The sequence below is a fragment of the Phyllobacterium sp. TAF24 genome, from assembly GCF_052113785.1.
In the GTDB taxonomy this organism is placed as follows: Bacteria; Pseudomonadota; Alphaproteobacteria; order Rhizobiales; family Rhizobiaceae; genus Phyllobacterium.
Genome location: NZ_JBFRDN010000032.1, coordinates 41757 through 63426, shown reverse-complemented (window position 1 = coordinate 63426; position 21670 = coordinate 41757). Strand labels below are relative to the sequence as shown.

Genomic DNA, 21670 nt, shown 5'->3' with positions numbered 1-21670 from the left:
GGATTGAGTATTTCAACAATGTCCAAGATTGAACTGTTGAGTTCGGTGGCTTCCGGGGAGGCGCTTTTGTAGACAATATAGTCTCGGATTCTTCTAAGTATCAGACTTGCCCTCTTCGCCTCGCGAATATTAGCGGTCATTGTTCGCCRCAGAAAATCAGTCTGTGCCATAGCTTCACCTTCCTCGAGAGTCTTGAGGCTGGCCTGACTCTGATTGAGCAATGAGGAAAGCGGCTGGGCCAGTTCATGAATGATACCGGCTGCAAGCTCACCGACCGCGTTAACACGGGCTGCATGCTCCAACCGGGTTTCCTTTTCCAACCTTGCAGCACGCTTGAGTGCGTCGTCTTCGGATCGTTGCAATCGCCGAGAAAGCTGGTGCTGATGCAGGGCATAATAGCTGGCTACCACCGCGATTGTGGAGAGGCCGCAATATACAATCAAATCTATTAGAGTGAAGAGTTCATACAGTTTGACGGTTTCACTCAGGTGAAAGACTGTCTTTTCCGAAAATCTTGTCGAGTCATCCGGCATAATATTGGGCGCGCTTGAAACGATTGTTCTGTTGGATTGAAGCTCGAAAGAGAATGGGGCGTTCTGTCGATCATTCAGTCGAATGATGGGGGTGTCGCCGATATCCCACTCCATTTTGGGAGAGCCATCCTGAAGCAGCGGCTTGATCATTTCCTCCGCATCGACAAGCATGACAATAGTATAGTGAAAATTGGCATTCTCAGCATGCGCGGTCGTAATATATTGCCCGGGAAAATTGATATCTGCAAAGGCGCGGAGCGTGCCATGGGGCTGGTTGACAACTTTCGGCAGAATTGTCTGTATCGCCGCATCGTTCTGGTCCGCGGGGAAGTTTGCCATCCGTCTGGCATATAAGGGATTGTCGTCCTTTGGGAGCTCATACAAGTTCACCGTGCGGATTCGTGGGTATTGTTTCATTGTATGCTGCACCAATGAGCCGAATATTTTCATGGCTTCCAGGTCGGATAGAGTAGCGAAAATCTCGAAGGATCTGACGAAAGCAAAATTCTGGGTAATGCGGCGGTCGAGGCAATCGGCGATTTCATTGGCTTTTGCCGAGAACGCGTGTGACTTGTCCTGAAAGGTCATGAACCCGGAAATTGAAACATACATCACCTGCGCCAAAAACCAGATCGACGCCGCAATAATCAGGGATGGTTTCAAGGCTTTTCGCAATTTTCCATTCATCCAGTTGGGTTACGTGACAAAACAATCGCAGAGCGATTTTGCGTATTTGATTTGAGACAAATTTCGTGCGTGGTTTGCACGTCATTGACGGGCATTTACTCCGCACAACAGATTCCTCCCCCTTGCGAGGTTATGGAACCAGGCGCAGTCAAGCTAAGATCTTCAGCTGTGTAACGTTCTACCCAATTCGGCTATTGGAGCCTATTCGACTATCGGAGTAGCGGTCTTCGATCAATGCGGGCACCTAAGCGAATGTCTTGGCTCAAACGCTGAAATCGCAGTCATTCGTGGGTAACGTCTGTAATCTACCTTCTTCTACAAAGGATGATTGCAGATTAGTGTTCTATCACAATGATCGCTACATTGCGTTTAAAGCCAGACTGATACTTTTTTCAATTATTGGGATTCCGGAGTGAATTTTAGCGGCCGTGCCCGTCAGACAATCTTTGCGACAATATGATCTGATATCTGGCTCGGCAGCCTGAAGACGATGCACGCGACCTGATCATAATTATTGCAACGTCAGGCGAGGTGGCAGGCAACGTGATGACCGTTATCGAGTGTCCGCAGATCCGGCACCTCAATCCTGCAACGGTCGACGGCCAATGGACAACGGGTGTGAAAGCGGCATCCGGCCGGTGGTGCGGCGGGGCTTGGCAACTCACCTTGCAGCACAACACGGTTGCGGCCCGCGTCTGGATCAGCCACGGGGATGGCTGACAGAAGGGCCTTGGTATAGGGATGGCGTGGATGGTCGAAAAGTGCGTTGCGGCTCGCCGTCTCAACGATCACGCCGAGATACATGACTGCGATTTCATCGCAGAGATGCTCGACAACAGCCAGATCGTGCGAGATGAACAGGAAGGTCAGTCCCTGTTGCTCCTTGAGGTCGGAAAACAGATTGATGATTTGGGCCTGGATCGAAACGTCAAGCGCCGAGACGGGTTCGTCGGCTATGATCAATTCGGGCTTCAATGCCAATGCTCGGGCGATACCTATACGCTGGCGTTGACCGCCGGAGAATTCATGCGGGTAGCGTGCGTATTGGTAGGGCGCAAGGCCGCAGATGCGCATTACCTCAAGCACTGTCTCGCGTAACTCTGCTTTTCTGACCAGCCCATGTGTCAGAAGCGCTTCGCCGATCGCATCGCCAGCCCGCACCCGTGGATTGAGCGATCCATAAGGGTCCTGGAACACCAGTTGCATTTTCGGTCGCAGTGCCGCCAGCGCCTTGCGGCCACCGGCTTGGATGTCTTCGCCATGAAAGCGTACGGTGCCGGTTGTCGGCTTGTAGAGCCCCAGCATGGCGCGGCCGAGTGTTGACTTGCCACTACCGGATTCGCCGACAAGTCCGAAAGTGGTACCGCGGCGGATCCGAAGACTTACTCCATCRACGGCCCTGACATGACCTGAGACCTGACCGAACAGCCCGTCGCGGATCGGGAAATGGATCTTGAGGTTCTCGACTTCAAGTAACGCGGAAACGTCGGTCATATCGCCCCCGACTGAGCCAGAAAACATGCGGCACGATGTGGTGCGTCCGCTAGGCCCAGCGACGGAATGCCTGAGCGGCAGATATCGACCGCAGCAAAGCAGCGTTCGGCAAAAGCACAATAGGCAGGGAGCCGCGCGGGACTGGGTACTTGACCCGGAATGGAAACCAGACGGCGCAACCGTTGGCCGGGGACTGGCCGCGAGGCCAAAAGGCCGCGCGTGTAGGGATGTTTGGGGTGCCGCAGGACGTCACGAACCGTGCCAGTTTCAACCACCCGGCCAGCATACATCACGATAACCCTGTCGGCCAGTTCTGCTACCAGCCCAAGGTCATGGGTGATAAGCATCAAAGCCGTACCTTCATCCTGTTTCAGCCGATTGAGCAGGTCGAGGATTTGAGCCTGAATAGTAACATCGAGCGCTGTGGTCGGTTCGTCCGCGATCAGCAATTTGGGTTTACAGCTAAGGGCGATGGCAATCATCACGCGCTGCAACATGCCGCCGGAAAGTTGGTGCGGATAGCCTTCGACAATTCGCTCGGGTCGGGCAATGCCAACACGCGTCAAGAGAGAAATTGCCTCTGCCCATGCCGCTTTTGGTGGCATCTTGCGATGCTCGATCAACGGTTCAACGATCTGCTCTCCGATAGTCAGGACTGGATTGAGCGAACTCATTGGTTCCTGAAAAATCATGGCAATCTCGTTGCCGCGCATCGTCCGCATGGCTTCCGGTTTCAGGGTGAGAAGGTCCTTGCCGCGATATAAGATCTGACCGCCAGCGATATATCCGGCCGGACGGGAGACCAGACCCATCAGCGACAGTGCTGTCACGCTCTTGCCGCAGCCGGATTCACCAACCACGCCGACAGTTTCGCCTTCGCCAATACTGAAGCTGACATCCTGCACCGCGCGGGCGATGCCCTCATCGGTTTTAAAATGGGTTGACAGGTTCTGGAATTCGACAAGCGGGGGCATGTTTGGCTTACCGTTTCATCTTCGGGTCGAGTGCATCGCGCAGCCCGTCGCCCACTATGTTGATGGCAACCACAGTCAGGAAGATTGCAACGCCCGGCGGCATCCACAACCAGGGACGGCGCTGGAAGTCAACAAAGCTGTTGGCAGTATCCATCATATTGCCCCAGGACGGCGTTGGAGGAACCACGCCAAGACCGAGATAGCTGAGATAGGCCTCATTCAGGATGGCACTGGCAACGCCTATGGTCGCTGCCACGATCAGGATTGGTACCGTGTTGGGCAGCAGATGGTGGAACAGCCGCCGGTGCAATGGCAGGCCTAGAACCTCCGTCGCTATCATGAAGTCACGCTCACGCAGTGACAGGATCTGGGACCGCACAAGGCGCGCCACCGTTACCCAGTTTGGCAGGCTGAGCATGAGGATGACGAGATAGATGCGCTGATCGGGTGGCACCTTCAATTCGGACAGCACGGCACCAATGATAATGAGAAGGGGCAGCGTCGGGATGGTCATCACGAGATCGGCCCCACGCATAATCACGGCGTCGATCAGGCCCCCGAGGTAACCGGCAACCGCGCCCGCAATGTAGCCGATGACCACCGACAAGAATACCGAAGCGAGGCCAACCGTCAGTGAGATACGACCGGCTGACATCAATCTTGCCATAATATCGCGTCCAAGGAAATCCGTTCCAAGCCAATGCTTCATGCTTGGCGGACGGTTGACGCTGAGCGCATCGGTGGCGTTCAGATCCCAGCGGCTGACGAATGGTCCAACCACACAGATGAGAACGATCAACAATAGTATAGCCAGTGCCGTCATGGCAGTGGCGTTGCGGCGCATCCGCCATAATGCGTCACCAAGCGGTGAGCGCGTCGAGCCGAGATGCCCGGTCAGTGCGAGCAGTTCGACCTGACGTGTTCGGTTTCGGCGGAAAGGATTGAAGGAAACCATTCTAACCTCGCCGTAGCCGGATTCGAGGATCGGCGGCAGCATAGGCAATATCAGCCAGCAAATTGCCAAGTATGGTCATAGCGGCCAGAACCATGGTGAAGCCCATAAGCACCGGATAGTCACGCGCTGCCAGTGTGTCGATCTGAATGTGCCCGGCGCCGGGCCAATTAAAAATCTTCTCGGTGACGATGGCCCCGGAGAACAGGCCGGGCAGTTCGAAGCCCAGAAGCGTGATCATCGGCAACATCGCATTGCGCAAGGCATGTTTGAAGATGACGGTCCGTTCTTTCAATCCCTTGGCCCGTGCGGTGCGTACAAAGTCCATCGAGAGAGCCTCAAGCATGCTGGCGCGGATGTAGCGGGTCAGGCTTCCGGCCTGCAGCGCAGTCAGCACCAGAACTGGCAGCACCATATGTGCTGCGACCTCCATGACCCACGCGAAACCTGTTGTCTGGCTACCGGTGCTTATCATCCCGCCAACCGGTAGCCAGCGCAGGTCAACCGCAAACCATTTGATCAATAGCAGGCAAAGGAAGAAGACCGGAAAGGACATGGCGCCAAAGATCGCCAGCGTCACAATGCGGTCGTACCAGGAATAGGGCCACACCGCTGCGGTAATTCCGGCAAGCAGCGAGACAAACCAGTAGAGAAGCAGTGCCGTTCCACCCAGCAGGAAGGAATTCCAGATGTATTGGTTGAGAAGTTTGGCAACTGGAATCTGATACTGCATGGAATAACCGAGATCACCCGTCAGCAAATGCCCCAGCCAATCGAAGTACCGGTCAAAGACAGGCCGGTCGAGGCCGTAAAGTGCCTTCAGCTCCGCCGCCCGTTCGGCGGTCAGATTGATGTTGCCGTCGATGAAATCGCCCGGTGTCAGGGCGAAAATAAAGAAAATCAATGCCGAGGCTCCAAGGAGCATCGGCACCGACAGCAACAGCCTGCGAATAATGAAGTTTTTCATGTTCGGCAGCACGCCATGTGACGTTACTGCACGATCTTCAGGTTTGGCAGGCTGGAGATTATGCCATTGTAGATATCAGGGTTGAAGCCGTTGACCCGGCCATCCGCAGCAGACAGGATCTTGCGATAGGCAAGATAAATCACCGGCGGATCTTCGGCCAAAACCTTGTAAAGCTCATGGTAGATCGCCTTGCGCTTGTCGATATCCGTTGTGGCATTGCCCGCATCGACAAGCCGATCGACATCAGCATTATGATAGCCACGCCGGCCAATTTCTCCAGTCGCCGATATAAAGTCTTCGACGCCGTCATGCGGGTCGTTGATGCCTGACGTGCGGTAGGTCGCCAGATCAAAATTACCGGATTTCATCTTGGCCAGCATGGCATTGAAATCGGATACTTCGGGCACCAGATCGACACCGATCGCTTTGAAGTTTTCTTTGGCAATCGGGATCAAAGCATCGTTGATCAGCGATTTGGTTGCCAGCAACGTCAACGACAGGCGCTGGCCGTCCTTGGTGCGGATGCCGTCTGGTCCAGCTTTCCATCCGGCTTCATCGAGAAGAGCAGCAGCCTTGGCCGGGTCATAAGCATAGGGTTCGATGCCTGACGGATCATAGGCCCATGAAATAGGAGCGACGGGTATAGTCGCGACCTGTCCGTAGCCCTGATAGACCACGCTGACCAGTGTTTGCCGATCAAGCCCATATGTCAGGGCGTGGCGCACCTTGGCGTCCTGCAGTGCCGGTTTCTTCTGGTTGAATTCAATCATGCTGTAGTCGCTGGAGCCGTAAAGATTGATAGCAGCGAAGCCGAGGCTCTTCAGCGTATCAATGTTGTCCTGATTGACCGAAAAGCCGTCATAATCGGTCTCACCTGTCTGAAACAACTGCAGCTTGGTGGCATCCGAGGTGATACGGTAGATGAAGTTTTCAACGCCAGGCTTGCCGCGGAAATAATGCGGGTTGGCGTGAAACCGCACTTCTTGTCCCGGAATATACTTGTCGAAAACATATGAACCGGCACCAAGCGGATTATTACCCAAAGCACGGATACCATCCAGCTTGCCACGCGCGAAGCCATTGCCGTAATGCGCCTTGGAAAGCACGGGTCCACCGATCAGATACGGCGTCTTAGCGCCCGGTTGTGTGGCGGTAACCTGCAGCGTCTGCGGGTCGATCACCTTGAGGCCAGAGATACTATCAGCTTTTCCGGCTTTATATTCGGCTCCACCAGCTATGGCGGCGGGGGTTATATCGGTCTCTCCCTCATAGGTTGGATCATGTAGTACAGTCAGGGTAAAAGCCACGTCCTCCGCTGTCAGAGGCGAGCCATCGCTGAAAACCAGATCGGGGCGAAGCTTTAACGTATATACCAGACCATCCGGACTGACAGTCCACGAGTCAGCCTGTTCGGCGATGAGCTTGCCATGACTGTCATAGTTGATAAGCCGACCGAAGATGACATCGGTGACATTCTCATCCCAGCCATTGGTGAAGAAATAGGGGTTGAATATGCCCTGCGGCGAACTGATCGCTCCCACTACAGTATCCTTGCGTGTTTTGGCGACGGCCGGGATCAATGAAAGTTCCGTGGCGGGCGTGGTGCCATCCGGGAGCACATCATCCGCTTGTGCGGACGGGCTGAAGGCAAGGGCGCCAATGATCAATGCGAGGGAAACAAGGCTGGTTTGGCGACGGCGGACCGGGATCAGATCATGGAAGCGCATAGCGATATCCTTCATGACGGGAAGGTGGAACCTGCCCACCCGCGAAATGAAAGTCAACCGGAGGTGTTCATCAGTATGAACAGCCTCAACCGGTGCGTTAAATCCGAACTGTTCCGCGACTAGTCCCATTGTGAAAAATCTCATATGTCACCCTCAAATTGATCAGGGGAGCATAGGTCGACAGATTATATGTACAAAGTGAACTGTACCCATTTTGAGACCGATTGAGCAAAATCTTCTCGCCCCCACGCCCATTCGGAAATGACAGTTTCACCTACGCCTCTCGTCTACTCCGGGTCATATATAAAGTTGGGGTTGAATAGATTCGATAAGACCGGGATAACTGGCGGCGAATGAATCATCTGGGGAAGAGGTCATCAACATCTGCGCTTCCGCCAAAGCATCGTCCATTTAAAGAGGACGCAAGTTCCATGTAGCGAACGATGCTTTGGCGATATCCACTCCTTTATCGGGAGTTTGGATCACTCCTTCTAACTGACCAAAAGGAACGTCCATGCGTAATTATACAATTCCGATTGCTGCCTCCCTCATGCTCATCTCGGGTATCACCCTGGTAAACGCCGCGCAAAACACGCCGAGCGTATTAACCATTGAGAAGGAAGCGGGGAAACCTATAGCGACCTTTACCGTTGAAGAGCTGGGTAAGGCATTCCCGTCCAAGACCTTGGAAACAGTTACGCCATGGACCAATGGCGAGAAACGCCGCTATCGTGGCGCTCCGTTGAAGGATATCCTCTCCAAGTATGGTTCAGCAGATGCCGCGACCGTTACAGGTGTTGCACTTGATGGCTTCGAAGCCAAGCTGGAGACGAAGGAAATCAAATCCTTCGATCCTATCGTGGCGACTGAGGTCGATTGTGTGGACGCTGACAGACTGGCAGCCACGTGTACAAAAGATCAGGAATTTAGAGTGCTGACCGATGCGGATCGTGGCCCTTTCTATGTCGTTTGGCCCTACGATCAACTGCCAAAATCAACCAACACGGATGAGAATTACCGCTGGATCTGGTTCCTGGCAGCTCTGAGACCATAGTAAAAAACGTATTTTCCTTCAGTTTGAACTAAAGCCGACTGTGCTTAAACAGGGTCTGTTCCACTGCAAATAGCTTTACGAACGAACCAGCATTGATCAACCCCATTATGATCCTGATGGGGTTGATTTTCCGGCTCACGGTTAAGCATGAAAGATCTGCCCGAACGTCCCAAATGTCCTTTAGTTGCTCCTTGTACCCCAAAGGTGATCGCGCAAGGATAGTGCGGGCTTGTATTCCGGTTTGATCTTGAGCGCCGCATCGAGATCAAACAGGGCTCCGTTGAGATTTCCCTTCACGCCTTGTAAAATTGCCCGCCTGAAATAGAGGGAAACATTCTGCGGGTCTGCTTCCAGCAATGCGTTCAATTCAGCGATATCGTGGTCGGCGTCGTCAGTCTTAATGCTTTCGGCAGCGAGCGAGAGTTCTGTGGGCACGCTTCCAAGATTGAGTCTGACGACCTCAATCAGATCAGCGAATGCGTCGGTGAATGCGCCCTTGCTTAGCCGAACATGAGCACGACCGCTGTATGCCTCCACGTAATTTGGATCAAGTTTGATGGCTTTTGTGAAATCCACTATTGCAGCGTCCGCATTTCCTTTCTTTAAGAAAGCGAATCCACGGTTGTTGTAAGCTGTTTGATAATCAGGGCGAAGTTCTATCAACTGCCCATAATCGGCAATCGCGCCGTCAATATCGCGCAGGACAAGGCGAGAATCGCCACGAAAGCCATATGAATCTGAATTCTTCGGGTCGAGCTTGATGGCCTGATTATAATCGTCGATTGATCCATCGACATCGCCGCCTTTAAATCGGATCAGCCCGCGACTCCTATAAGCGTCCGCGAGCTGAGGATCGAGCTTGATGGCCTGGTCATAATCTCTCTTGGCCTCGTCGATGGTTCCTTTTTCGAAACCAGCCTTACCGCGATAGTAATAGGATGTGCCATCCGTTGGATCGAGTGCAATTGCCTCGTTGAGGTCAATCAGTGCCCCGTCGAAATCACCCAGTCTAATGCGGACAAATCCTCTGTTCTTGTAAGCTACCGCAGATTGTGGGTTCAGTTGGACGGCCTGATCCAGATCTGAAAGCGCCCTGTCTAGATTCCGGACTTGTGCATAAGCAAACCCGCGACCAACATATGCGTTGGAGTCGGTCGTTTCGAGTTGGATTACATTATCGTAATCGGCAATAGCGCCAGTAAAATCCTTCTTTTCGATGTGAACAATTCCGCGATTTTTATAAGCCTTCACGTTTTTGGAATCGAGTTTGATGGCCCGATCATAGTCGGCTAAGGCCCTGTCCAGATCCCCTTTTGATTTATGAGCGGCACCCCGGTTGTAATAGGTATTGGAATCTTTTGAATCGAATTTGATTGCCAGATCGAAATCATCAATCGCCTTATCAAGTTTCCCGCGTTTGATATGGATCAGTCCACGATTGTTGTATGCACCGGCATATTCTGGGTTAATCTTGATTGCTTGATCGCAATCCTTCAAAGCATCGTCCAGTTTGCCTTGCTCCCAAAGACCCAGACAGCGGTTATTGTGGAGCACCGCATCGTTGGGGTTGCTCTTGATTGCCTCATTGAGGTCATCCAGGGCACCGTTAAAATCACCCAGTTTTATCCGGAGAGTTCCTCTATGCCTGTAAGCGGCAACAGATTTCGGATCAAGTTTGATTGCTTGATCTAGATCGGAAGCCGCTTTGTCCAGAACTCCGCGTTCAGTAAAAACAAAACCCCGGCCGGCATAAGCGCTCGCAAGGGTTGGATTGAGTTTGATTGCGATATCAAAGTCTTCCATTGCACCCGAAAAATCTTTCTTATTAATCCGGGCTGTTCCTCGATTGCCATATGTTTCCGCGATTTTGGGATCGAGTTTGATCGACTGATTGTAATCTACAAGAGCTTTATCAACTTCACCTTTATAAAATCGGGCAGCTCCTCGATCATTATAGAGGGATGACTGTGACGGATCGATTTCAATCGCATGGTCATAGTCAGCAATCGCAGCATCAACTTCACCCTTCTTAAATCGCGTCAGTCCGCGATTGCTGTAGGCCACTGTATATTTTCCGTCGAGTTTGATTGCCTGATTGAAGTCTAAAAGTGCTTTATCCAAATTATTCAACTTCATATAAACTCCGCCCCGGCTATTATAGCCGATGGCGTGATTGGGATCGAACGCTATTGCTTTGTCGAAGTCCTTCAGTGCGGCGTCCATGTCGCCTTTGCGGAAGCTGGCCATCCCGCGATTGTGGTAAGCTATGACTAAATTGGGATTGAGCTTGATTGCCTGATTGAAGTCGGCGATCGCCTCATCATATTTTCCCATCTCCAGATAGGCATTACCACGGTGGCCGTAGGCGAGGGCATTTGCAGGATCAACACGGATAATCGTGTTCAATTCGTAGATGTCCTGCGCTGGATCGCCCGGAAGCTTTTTCTCGTCCGCCAGAGCAATTGTGGACAAAAGCACAACTATTCCGAAACCGGCTGCATACACGCGTTTCATAGGATAATCCCCGCTGCAGGTCAGAACTCACATTGTATCAAGAGTTCACTCGACTTCAAAAGCGGGAGCTATAGTGTAAACGCACTATGCGGCGGCCTTTGGTTGGTCGAATTGGACGCTGAGGGGCTATCAACTATCCAGTAAGCGCGATGCAATCCTTGTCTTAACTCATGATCCGACATCGATGTCTGCCAAAGCGCGGTTTTGGCCGTAATCATCAGAATGAAGTTCTGACATCTATATCCGGTTTGCGAGCTAGTGCCCGTCAAACTTTATTGGCATTTTCCTCACCGTTGATCGGTTTGAAAAAAAGCATCTTGGTGTTCCAGAATGGGCGTCTTTTTTGATTGCCAAGGGCGGCGGAAAGAAATGCAACCGCATGCTTGGCACAACGGGAAGATGCGGCTATGTTCCAGCCTGCCAGTTAAACGGGGGTAGCAATCCGATGTCTGGAGAGGCATATCAGTTCGTAGAAGCAGGGTTGGAGCAGGCTGATCGACTCTTGCGGTTGTCTACGCCGTTGGGTGAGGATGTACTTCTTCCCGAAAAGTCGCAGATACAGGAAAAGATCAACGGCCTGTTCGAAATCGAAGTTGTCGTTAAGTCTAAACGACTGGATGTCAAACCAGACGAGATTGTCGGCAAGACGGCTGATCTGTCCGTTGAAATTGCTTATGGGGAACGCCGGTACTGGAACGGTCTGGTGACCGGACTGATGGAGGGTCCTCCCGTGTCGCGCGGACTTCGCGCATACAGGCTGACAATCCGTCCTGAACTATGGCTGCTCTCGCAGCGCTCCGATTGCCGCATCTGGTTGGACAAGACGACTTTGCAAGTCGCGGAAACCTTGCTTTCCGAACACGGCATCAAGGCGCCGGTTACGGGCGGGGTGTTTGCTCCCCCGGCTCCCATCCATTATTCGGTGCAATGGAATGAAACCGATCTCGCCTATCTGACACGGCGGCTTGAACAGGACGGTCTTTTTTACTGGTTCGAGCATGAGAAGGGTCAGCATACGCTGCACATTGCCAGCCATTCCTATGGATATACGGAAGGTCAGGACACGGACGTGCGGCTTGCGGCAGGCTCCAGTGACCGGAACCATATCACCCGCTTCGAAAAGCACTTCCAGTTCATTCCAGGTAAAAGAGCCGGCGGTGACTGGAACTTTGAAATGCCGAGTGACCCGCAAGGTGGCAAGACATCCTCGCTGGTCTCGCTGCCGAAGAATACCGAGTACGAATTATATGAATATCCGGCCAAGGCGATGGATGGCGCTGCCAATGAAGCGGCAGTGAAATTGCGCATGCAGGCAGCGGAATCTGATCATGAGCAGATTGAGGCTGAATCGACGGTCAGAACCCTTGCCGCCGGTCGCAAGTTCAAGCCCTACGAAGTCGCCCACGCTGACGACCAGTTTGAAGAATATGTGGTGACGGCCATTATCCATCAAATGGTCGATCATTCCTATGAAACGGTTCAGGATGGGTCACTGGACTATACCAATAGTTTCACCGCACTTCCCGCGCGGCTTCCGGCAACACCGCACCGCACCACAGCGCGTCCGCGCATTGACGGTACTCAGGTCGCCATTATCGCAGGACCATCTGGCGAAGAGATCCATCCCGATGAATATGGACGGGTGAAAGTCTGGTTCCCGTGGGACAGGCGCGCCAAAAGAGATGGGTCCGATACATGCTGGATGCGCGTGATGCAGAGCTGGGCCGGTGTTGGCTGGGGCGCGCAAACTATACCGCGTATCGGCATGGAAGCCATGGTCACCTATATTGATGGCGATCCGGATCGACCGGTGATAGCAGGTCTGGTGCCAAACAAGCGGCAAAAAGTGCCCTATGGTCTTCCTGCCGCCAAAACCAAATCCGGGTTCAAGACGCAGACCCATAAGGGGCAGGGCTTTAATGAGCTGTCGTTTGATGACGACAATGGAAATGAGAAGATTTTCGTCCATGCCCAGAAGGATCTGAGCCGGATTATCAAGGACAATGAATCGACCACTGTCGAAAAAGGCAACAGGACGACCACCCTGCAACAGGGCGATGAACACAAGACACTTGAGCAGGGCAACCGGACGGTTAGCGTCAAAACAGGTGACGAAACCAAAACCATCGGTCAGGGTAATCTTTCCGAAAAGATAGCTCTGGCCCGCAAGACCGAAGCCAATACCATTGGGGCGAATGCAATAGCTGGCAAGGCTGGACCTGGGCTTATCACCTATACGGCCGATGACCAGATCACCCTGAAGGTGGGCGTCAGCGAAATAACCCTGACGAAAAATAACATCATCATCAAGCACGCAGGCTCGGTTATCACGTTGGATGCACTCATCATTGACCAGATTGCCGGCAATATTCATCTGAACAAAGACAAGGGCGGAGCATAAGCGGAATGATGTTTCATTTCGACGAGGGATACATGTCAATCCCGGATGGCTGGAAAGACCAGACCATCAATATCATTTCAAGTACGGGCACTTCCGAAGCGGGTTTGACTTTTACCATTACCCGCGAGGAAATGCCGTGGGGTATGCAGTTTGACGAGTATGTGGACGCCGAACTTGGCAAGGCTGCCAAGGCCCTGAACGAGTTCACTATCGTTGAGAAAGTTCCGGTGCAGATATCCGGCAATCCAGCCCATCAGGTCGAATGTACCTGGGTGGCCAAGCAGGGGCTGATGCATCAGATCATCACCACGATATCGCAGCGTAACAAGGCTATTGTTGTCACTGCGTCCAGCCCGGTGAAGATGTCCGAAACGCAGAAAAAGCAGCTTGTTGCCACGGTGCATACATTTCGTTTTGTTGACCGCAAGGATTAAGAGCCAACGTGTCTCTCCTTAACAACATCGCTACGGGAGGAGCAGTCGCTGCCGGTCGCAGGCACGGTTCCTATACCAGTGTGCCGAATTCGAATACGCCACAAGCTGGTACCCCCACTTATGACATGGGGCCACTCGACGATCCGACCGCACGATCTGATGCAGTCAAGGGGTGGGACTCAACACTCGACTTTGTCGAGAGCGACGCCTTCAATTATGCCGTCACAGGGGGCATGGTTGGCTATGCCGGTGTTACCGGAGCAATGGCGACAGGGACATTGGCTGGTGGCGCGACAGCGATGGGGACAGCGCTCGTTCCGGTTGCAGCGGGCTTGGCCGGTGCGATGGTTGGTGCTTGGGCCGGTGAGAAACTCGGAAACTGGGCGATGGATGCCATGGGCTACCAGAAAATAGCCCAGAATGGCGAGATGCCAGCCCATATATTGCATCCGATTGCTCATGAGAGTGGTTGGGGGCTTGGCGCGCTTGTCCTCGGTGCCGTCGCAGGGCTGGCGGCTGGTATATTTGTCGTTGCCACGTTCGGCACAGGACTTGTTGTTCTCGCTGCTGCCGCTGCCGTTGGAGGGGCGTTGGCTGGATTGGGCGCCGGCTTCGCATCGGCTGCTGGACAATATGGGACCAATAAAGGGGTTATATCCAAAGGGTCACCCAACGTCTCTTTCGAGGGAAAACCTGTAGCGCGTATCACCGACGAGGTTGTGTGCGAAGATCACGGCATCCAGAAGATCGCGCAGGGCAACATGACCGTGTTTGCCAATGGTCTTGCAATTGCCCATATTGGTCACAAGACAACCTGCGACGGTACTATCAATGATGGTTGCAAGACGATTGTAATCGATCTCGACACCAACCCGCAGCAGCTCGACATCGATGTCGGTTGGATGAAACGGATCACCCGGACGGGTTTGGCCATTCTCAACTTTCTGCCATTGCCAAGTGGCAAACGAAAGCCGGGTCAAAGCCGTGCGCATCCGGTCGAGAATAAACCGGCAGGTGTTTGCACCACCAGAGGCTGTCCGGCCGACGTGGCCTCTGGCCAGTTCTTCGATGTGCGCACTGACCTTTATTTACCCGGTACAATTCCGATCGTGTTTCAGCGGGTATGTCAGCGCAATGCCGCAGGCCTGCTTGGCAAGGGTTGGATGTCCAACTGGACTCAACATCTTCATGTCGATGGCGGTGTCGTCCAGTTTCACGATCCCGAAGGCGTCATTATCAGTTTTCATGCTCCCTATGAGCAGATCGACGCTGAAAATGTCCGCTTCCCGCACTTGCGGCTTTTTTCCGAGGACCGGCGGTCCTTTACAATCTGGAACAGCAGGCAGCAGCTCTACTACATTTTCGCAGAAGCCAATCTCGGACGTGTGTGGCTGTCGCGCATCGAAGACCGCAATGGCAACAAGGTGGAGTTCACTTACGATCCTGATGGCCTTGCTCGTGTCATACATTCGGATGGGTTTGAACTTGGTGTTCATTCCGAGAACTGGCTGCTGAAATCGGTTTTCACCGGCGTTGCTGATGACACCAGGCGAATGGTCGAGTGGTCTTACACCACGCATGGATGCCTCGAGGAAGTACGCTCTGCGCAGAGTGGGTATCTGCGCTATTACTATGATGAGCATGATCGTATCGTTCGCTGGCATGACAGCAAGGCAAGCGATGTCAGCTATGTCTGGAACAAAGAAGACCGCGTCAGCAGCATCGTCAGCACATCAGGATATATGTCCGGTGATTTCGCATATGATGCCAAAAACCGGATAACCCGCTTTACCGACAGCCTCGGGGCAACCTCCGTCTATTTCTATGATGAAGATGGTCTTGTCTGGAAAGAAATCGATCCGCTTGGGAACGAATGGCTCACCGAATGGGGCGTATCGTTCAATATTATTTCCACCACAACACCGCTGGGCCTGAAATCCACCTTTCAATATGACGAGATCGGCAATGTGGTCACGTTGAGGGATGCTGATGGTGCGACAATGTCTTGGTCGTACGGGTCGGATGGCTTGCTCTCATCCGCATCGGATGCAGAAGGTAACAGTCGTGAGTACCACTATGACAATCGTGGCAATATGATTGCGATGGTCAATGAGGTGGGAGAAACCACGTCTCTGCGGGTTGGTGAACGCGGTGAATTGCTGCGTATTGATCAGCCCAATGGCGGACAAAGCCGTGTCTTTTATGATCATTTCATGCGGCCACGCGCGGTTACGGATGCTGCGGGTAATACACGGACCATGCAGTATGATATTGAGGGTCGATTGCTTTGGGCGACTGACGCACTTGGTAACCAGACCAGGTTTGATTACACCCGCGATGCCCTCAATCCAAAAGGTGCATTGCGTGAAGTTTTGCTCGCCGATGGCAGCCGTGAACAGTTTGAATATGACAGTGAAGGCAATCCAGCGCGCTTTATCGACGCCAACGGGAATGCGCGTGATTTTTCCTTTGGGCCCTTTGATCTGCCGCTTGTGACGACCGACTCTTTTGGCAACCGCCTGCGTTACGAATATGATGGTGAAGGTCGCATGACCGCCGTGGTCAACGCAAAGTCGGAACGCTATGAGCTTACGATCGACGCTGCCGGCCGCATTGTGAGGGAAAAGGAGTTTGGCGGGATTGCGACAGACTATTCGCGTGATGCGGATGGTCGAACGGTATCCCGATTTACGGCTGATGGCGTAGAGACGTTGTATGACTACAACGTCCGCAATGAGCTTCTGGCTGTAAGCGTTGTTCGGGACAGTAAAAAGATCAGCACTCACTACGCTTATGACAAACGGGGTTTGCTCATTTCTGCCCAGAACTTCGATTCCCTCATTAAGTTTGAGTATGATGCATTGGGGCGGGCGACCAGAGAAGAAATGAATGGCCGAACCGTTATGTCAGGATACACGGCGGGGGTATTGAGCCGGGTAGCTCGTGAGGGGGATTCCGCCAGCTTCCAACTGTCTTATGATCGCACCGGTGCGGTACAATCCTTGTCGATCGCCGGACATGACCCCGTGGCATTCTCCAGAGATGCCCGCGGTTTTGAGGTACTGCGCCGGAGCGGAGCTGGATTTGCCCAGGCCCAGTCCTATTCATCTACTGGTTTGCTTGAGGCACAGATCGCCGGATCATTTAAAGATGTGTCGGGCCAATTGTCTGGTATGCCCGGCCGTGAACGATTGCCGGGGCGGCATACGATCATGGGTGCTCTCAAGGTCAACCGTCATTATCAATGGGATCCAGCCGCCAATCTTGTTGGCATTGTTGATGGGCGGTGGGGCGAGACGCGCTATGGCCATGACGATCGAAACCAGATCATCCAGACGACCCATCAAAGCCGTTTTGCAGGAGCGTCGTTCATGGAGCGCTTCGGTTATGATGCCTGCAACAATCTTTCGGTGGCAGACTATACGAGCGGGAAAGATCCGGCGCGATCGGTGAAGGAAGCGCTCCCCGGTCAGACGGTCGAACAGGGTGCTGGAGGCCGCGTGCGTAAACGCGGGCACTTCCGATATGCCTACGATCTGCGTGGACGGGTCATCGAGAAACGCTACGAGGAAGATGGCTTTCGGCCTAAAATCTGGCGCTATGAATGGGAAAGCCAGAACAGGCTCGTTCAACTCGAGACGCCGGACGGTGAAATCTGGCGCTATGGCTATGACGCATTGGGACGGCGGATAAGACGGTTGCGTGTGCTTGAAGGTGGCAAGGGCACCAGTAAGGGGCGCTTTAAATCCGATGGGACGAGAGAGCCTCATGATCGCGTTGGTTCGGCATTCCAATGGGACTGCAATCAGATGATTGCTGAAGCACCGGTCTATGCGGATGGAACGGTAGCATGGGAGAAGGCCAGAAACTGGATTTATGAACCTGGTACCTCCAAGCCGCTGGCAAGGCTGGGAGCGGATGACAGTCTGCACTTTGTGGTGACCGATCACGCCGGGACACCCCGTGAACTTGTTAGCGAAGATGGTGGTAAGGTTGTCTGGACCGCCCAGTTCCAGACCTGGGGTCAGGTTGATCAGCAACAATTCTGGCCTGATGATCCCGGGGCAAATGACAATCAACCAACGGAAGACATTGATTGTCCCATCCGCTTTCAAGGTCAATGGGAAGACGCGGAAAGTGGCCTCTACTACAACCATCAGCGTTACTATGATCCAGATTCCGCACAATATTTGTCACCTGACCCAATCGGACTTTCTGGCGGCTCCCGCCTGCAAGGATATGTAGCCAATCCCGGCACTTGGGTTGACCCATTGGGCCTTGTCCCCTGTGTTCCGCAGACAGGTTCTTATCGCGATTTGCGGAAGAATCTGAAAGGTACAAACCAGCAGGCAAATCACTTGAATCAGGATGCAGCATTCCGCGATGTCATCCCACATAGTGCAGGTGCTGCAAATGCGATGCAGGGCAATGCGTTCAAGGATATTGGAACGCCACACTATGAATTCCACAAATCCCTTGAGGGGTTCTGGGATAAATATCGCAAGGGTGGTTCCGATTATGGCAAGAAGCCGACGGTTGGTCAGTACGATACGGCTCTTCGTGATGCGCTGACATCCTCTGGTTATTCAAGCTCCGATGTTAACCATCTCGCATCTGTTGCCGAGCAAAACCGCGTGGCACATGGATTGAGTAACAGTAGTCCTGTACCGAGAGTTCCGGGGCGAATTAATCAAAGAAAGTAAAGACGTGCGTGAACCTAGCTCAGTAACTATTGCAACATTGGATAAGCTCGACTCGGTCGAGTGGTTCCGGAGCGTTGGACAAAAAGACAATGAGTTTGTGGAATATGTTGCCTCCTGGAAAGCGGCAATAAAGAGCTGCTCTTCAACGGCATGGGAAAATTTTACCCAGGAGGCAGCAAATAATCTGAGTGTTCGAGTGTTGAAGGCGGATCCCAAGCGCTTTGAGCTATGGAACGATGTGATCGATACGGTAAAGCCTTTTTCCGAAGCCCTGGTCAAGGATAAGATTGGCGGTATTCTTACCTCGGAAAATCTGCCGAAGGCAGTTTCGGATTGTGTCGAATGGGATATTCTTCATTTATGTGTAGAGGCTGAGTATTCCGACATTGTTGAGCCGGGATTCTTCTCGTCGCTTTCCTACCATTATTATACGGGGCATTTTCCTTGCGGTTATAAAGGCAAAATTCCGAACGGGAAAATTGTAATCTACTAAAGTACACCACCGCCAACCTGAAATTCTTCGGAAGCTCTGACACGAACGCGATGCAACTTTCGTCATCCAAACTTCCTGTCAGGCTTTCGCCGCACAGATCCCGTCAGGCAGACGAAGTGTAGCAAATCGCCGATCAAAATCTGACGCCAGGTCGGCAATAGTGATTGCGGCGAGCCGATCTCGTAATAGCAATTCGGCATTGCGCAAGGTGTCGTCAAGCGCCGCGTCAACCGCTTGCTCTACAAGACATGTAGGGTGATCGGAAGAGGGGCCGATGGCAAACAGGGGTGGCGCTCCGATTGCCACATAAACGTCCAATAGCGAGATATCGGCGAGACCTCGCGTTAACTCCCAGCCGCCGCCATGGCCATTTTCGGAGCGGACATAGCCCTGCTTTTTGAGGCCAGCCATCGTTCGACGAATGACGACGGCATTTGTTCCAAGCATCTGTGCGATGGTCTCGGACGTCATGCGTTTCGTGTGCCGATCCATGTGTATGAGCACATGAAGCATTCTCGATAGGCGGCTGTCGCGTCTCAATCGCTGCACTCCCTTGTGTTTAGCTATACCATCCGAAACAAAAGAAGTTACGGGTCTTGATCTGATTTAAATCGTAACATATAAAGTGACGAGAGCCAAGAAACGGATGAGTGTGTCATTCCCAGAGGCACAGGAAATCTTGCGTCAGCATGGTCATGAAGTGAGCATTTTCCAATGCGGCTGGCTCATACATATCAGCGGAGCAGATAAATGAAGTTCGATGTTATTGTCGTCGGAGGTAGTTTTGCCGGATTGTCGGCAACCATGCAGTTGGCGCGGGCGCGGCGCAGCGTTGCGCTGATTGATGCAGCAGCGCCCCGTAACCGCTTCACGAAAGCGTCGCATGGATTTCTGGGGCAGGACGGCAAGAGCCCGCGCGAGATCGTAGCTACTGGTCGTAGTGAACTTGGTCGCTACCCCACGGTAAAACTCATCAACGGTGAAGCTGTTTCCGCCGCTGCTGAGGGTGGTGCATTCAACGTGACGTTAAACAGTGGGGAAGTCTTGCAAAGTGCGCGTTTGGTGCTGGCGACAGGCATGCGGGACGAATTGCCAAATGTGCCCGGCTTGGACTTGCGCTGGGGCCGCTCCGTTTTCGTTTGCCCCTATTGCGATGGTTACGAATATGGCGACATGGCTTTGGGTGTTCTGGCTGCGGGACCACTCTCGGTGCATCAGGCAATGCTCGTATCGGATTGGGGACCAACAACCTACTTTACACAAGTGCTTCATGAGCCAGACGCTGATGGGCTCGCTGCACTTTCGGCCCGAGGTGTTCGCATCGAACGCTCTCCCGTGGTCGAATTGCTTGGGCCGGTGCCAACTCTGGAAGCAATGCGATTGGCCGATGGCCGTGTGGTCCCGCTTTCAGCCCTGTTTATCGCGCCGCAAACGCATATAGTCAGTGACCTGCCGCATCAACTCGGCTGCGCTTTGGAAAATGGCCCCAAGGGACCTTATATCAAGGTGGATGATTTCAAGCTGACCTCCGTGAAAGGTGTTTACGCCGCTGGCGATGTTGCAAGTCCGATGCCGAACGCGGCTCTCGCATCTGCATCAGGCGTACTGGCAGGCGTTGCGGCGCATCAGTCGCTAATTTTCACTTGAGTCCTGAAACAACACGCGGAGTATTGGCAGTCAGATTAGCGAACTTACGGTATGGCGCTCTATCAGAGTGACCCCAAGGTCAACGTGCCTTACGCTCAAGGATGGGTTGGAAATTCTTTCCTGAAGCATGGCGAAACCAACCCGCCCCAGTTCCATTCGGTCTATTCGAATGGTTGTGAGGGGAGGGCGGCTGTACAGTGCGATTGGCACGTCATCGAGACCGACGACCGAATAAGAACCCGGCACTGAATAGCCAGATTCTTTCAAGCCCTCCATGACGCCAAGAGCGACAAGATCGGTGCTGCAGAAAAAAGCGGTGGTGTCGGCAAGCCGCCCGGCTTTCAATGCCTGCTTTATGGCAAGTGCCGCTTCAAAGTCACGGACACCTTCTTTGTTCAGATCCAGAACATGACGCGCGGGGTCGAACTGGATACCTGCTTCCTCCAGCGCGTCCCTGAAGCCGTCCATGCGCCTGATCAATGATGAGCGATGCGGAAAAGTAACGTGCACAATGTTGCGATGTCCCGCATCAAGCAAATGGCATGTGGCCAGCCAACCGGCGGACCTGTTGTCCGGTGTTATGCTGCTCAATCGCATCGAGCGATCAGTACCATTGACGATGACAGTCGGAAATCCGCTTTGAACAATACGCTCGATAATCTCGGGATAGTCGAGCCCAACAAGCAGAATGGCGCTGGTAACTGTATCTCCCAGAATTTTGGCAATATCGGACTCAGCTTCGGGTAAATCACGAGCAATCAGCCTGACATTGGCTTCAACGCCTTGGGATTTTGCTTCGTCGAGTACGCCTCGGATGACATCGCCATAAAACTGGGAGTTCGAGTAATACTCTCCCGGTGTGACAATTGTGATGTCTCTGGATTTGGCAGCAGAGTGCCCGCGTGAAGCACGGGATTGATAGCCCATTTCGTCGGCGATGCCGATGATGCGCCGTCGGCTTTCTTCGCCAACGCCGGGCCGATTGTTCAGCACCTTGGAGACGGAAGCGACCGACACGTCGGCCGCATTCGCTATATCCTGAAGTGTGACGGCAGCTTCCGTTTTATCTGTCATATTGTGGTATCCAAAC

The 21670-nt window shown here is 53.1% G+C and carries 14 protein-coding genes and 1 pseudogene; 6 read left to right on the top strand and 9 right to left on the bottom strand.

Features of this window, described 5'->3' with window-relative positions:
* From AB4Y96_RS22000 to AB4Y96_RS21975, 6 genes and pseudogenes are all read right to left on the bottom strand, one after another.
* Nucleotides 1-1208 (bottom strand): annotated as a pseudogene (locus AB4Y96_RS22000) (hypothetical protein); the annotation flags it as partial.
* 534 nt (nt 1209-1742) lie between these two features.
* Complete coding sequence (locus AB4Y96_RS21995; protein ID WP_441919889.1) at nt 1743-2714, bottom strand: ABC transporter ATP-binding protein; 972 nt, start codon at nt 2712-2714, stop codon at nt 1743-1745.
* Entirely contained in the window at nt 2711-3688 is a 978-nt protein-coding gene (locus AB4Y96_RS21990) for an ABC transporter ATP-binding protein (RefSeq protein WP_441919888.1), read from the bottom strand. The genes AB4Y96_RS21995 and AB4Y96_RS21990 overlap by 4 nt, the downstream gene beginning before the upstream one ends.
* 7 nt (nt 3689-3695) lie before the next feature.
* Nucleotides 3696-4643, bottom strand: coding sequence for an ABC transporter permease (locus tag AB4Y96_RS21985; RefSeq protein WP_091885748.1), 948 nt, complete (start codon nt 4641-4643; stop codon nt 3696-3698).
* Between the two features lies 1 nt (nt 4644).
* A complete protein-coding gene (locus AB4Y96_RS21980; protein WP_091885750.1) occupies nt 4645-5607 on the bottom strand; it encodes an ABC transporter permease in 963 nt (320 codons plus the stop codon).
* A gap of 23 nt (nt 5608-5630) precedes the next feature.
* The gene (locus tag AB4Y96_RS21975; protein ID WP_441919887.1) at nt 5631-7334 is read right to left on the bottom strand and encodes an ABC transporter substrate-binding protein; all 1704 of its coding nucleotides are present in this window, start codon (nt 7332-7334) and stop codon (nt 5631-5633) included.
* Between the two features lie 514 nt (nt 7335-7848).
* Between AB4Y96_RS21975 and AB4Y96_RS21970 the strand changes: the two genes are divergently transcribed.
* A complete protein-coding gene (locus AB4Y96_RS21970; protein WP_441919886.1) occupies nt 7849-8388 on the top strand; it encodes a hypothetical protein in 540 nt (179 codons plus the stop codon).
* A 180-nt stretch (nt 8389-8568) separates the two neighbouring features.
* On the opposite strand, the gene AB4Y96_RS21965 is transcribed toward AB4Y96_RS21970, so the two are convergent.
* Entirely contained in the window at nt 8569-10902 is a 2334-nt protein-coding gene (locus AB4Y96_RS21965) for a tetratricopeptide repeat protein (protein ID WP_441919885.1), read from the bottom strand.
* Between the two features lie 445 nt (nt 10903-11347).
* On the opposite strand from AB4Y96_RS21965, the gene AB4Y96_RS21960 reads away from it, so the two are divergent.
* The 4 genes from AB4Y96_RS21960 to AB4Y96_RS21945 are packed head-to-tail and all read left to right on the top strand — an operon-like array spanning nt 11348 to nt 18933.
* The gene (locus AB4Y96_RS21960; RefSeq protein WP_091885885.1) at nt 11348-13303 is read left to right on the top strand and encodes a type VI secretion system Vgr family protein; all 1956 of its coding nucleotides are present in this window, start codon (nt 11348-11350) and stop codon (nt 13301-13303) included.
* A 32-nt stretch (nt 13304-13335) separates the two neighbouring features.
* On the top strand, nt 13336-13737 hold the full coding sequence (locus AB4Y96_RS21955) for a DcrB-related protein (RefSeq protein WP_175540731.1): 402 nt from the start codon (nt 13336-13338) through the stop codon (nt 13735-13737).
* 8 nt (nt 13738-13745) lie between these two features.
* Nucleotides 13746-18440 (top strand): RHS repeat-associated core domain-containing protein, encoded by a 4695-nt coding sequence (locus AB4Y96_RS21950; protein WP_441919883.1) that lies wholly within the window; start codon nt 13746-13748, stop codon nt 18438-18440.
* A gap of 4 nt (nt 18441-18444) precedes the next feature.
* Nucleotides 18445-18933 carry a hypothetical protein gene (locus AB4Y96_RS21945; protein ID WP_139210513.1) on the top strand — a complete coding sequence of 163 codons (489 nt, stop codon included), beginning with the start codon at nt 18445-18447 and terminating at the stop codon, nt 18931-18933.
* 78 nt (nt 18934-19011) lie between these two features.
* On the opposite strand, the gene AB4Y96_RS21940 is transcribed toward AB4Y96_RS21945, so the two are convergent.
* Nucleotides 19012-19473: an Rrf2 family transcriptional regulator gene (locus tag AB4Y96_RS21940; protein WP_091885766.1), complete on the bottom strand. Its 462-nt coding sequence runs from the start codon at nt 19471-19473 to the stop codon at nt 19012-19014.
* A 210-nt stretch (nt 19474-19683) separates the two neighbouring features.
* Between AB4Y96_RS21940 and AB4Y96_RS21935 the strand changes: the two genes are divergently transcribed.
* A complete protein-coding gene (locus tag AB4Y96_RS21935) occupies nt 19684-20580 on the top strand; it encodes an NAD(P)/FAD-dependent oxidoreductase (protein ID WP_441919882.1) in 897 nt (298 codons plus the stop codon).
* A 30-nt stretch (nt 20581-20610) separates the two neighbouring features.
* Here AB4Y96_RS21935 and AB4Y96_RS21930 read toward each other — a convergent pair whose 3' ends face one another.
* Nucleotides 20611-21654: a LacI family DNA-binding transcriptional regulator gene (locus AB4Y96_RS21930; protein WP_441919881.1), complete on the bottom strand. Its 1044-nt coding sequence runs from the start codon at nt 21652-21654 to the stop codon at nt 20611-20613.
* Nucleotides 21655-21670 lie beyond the last annotated feature (16 nt).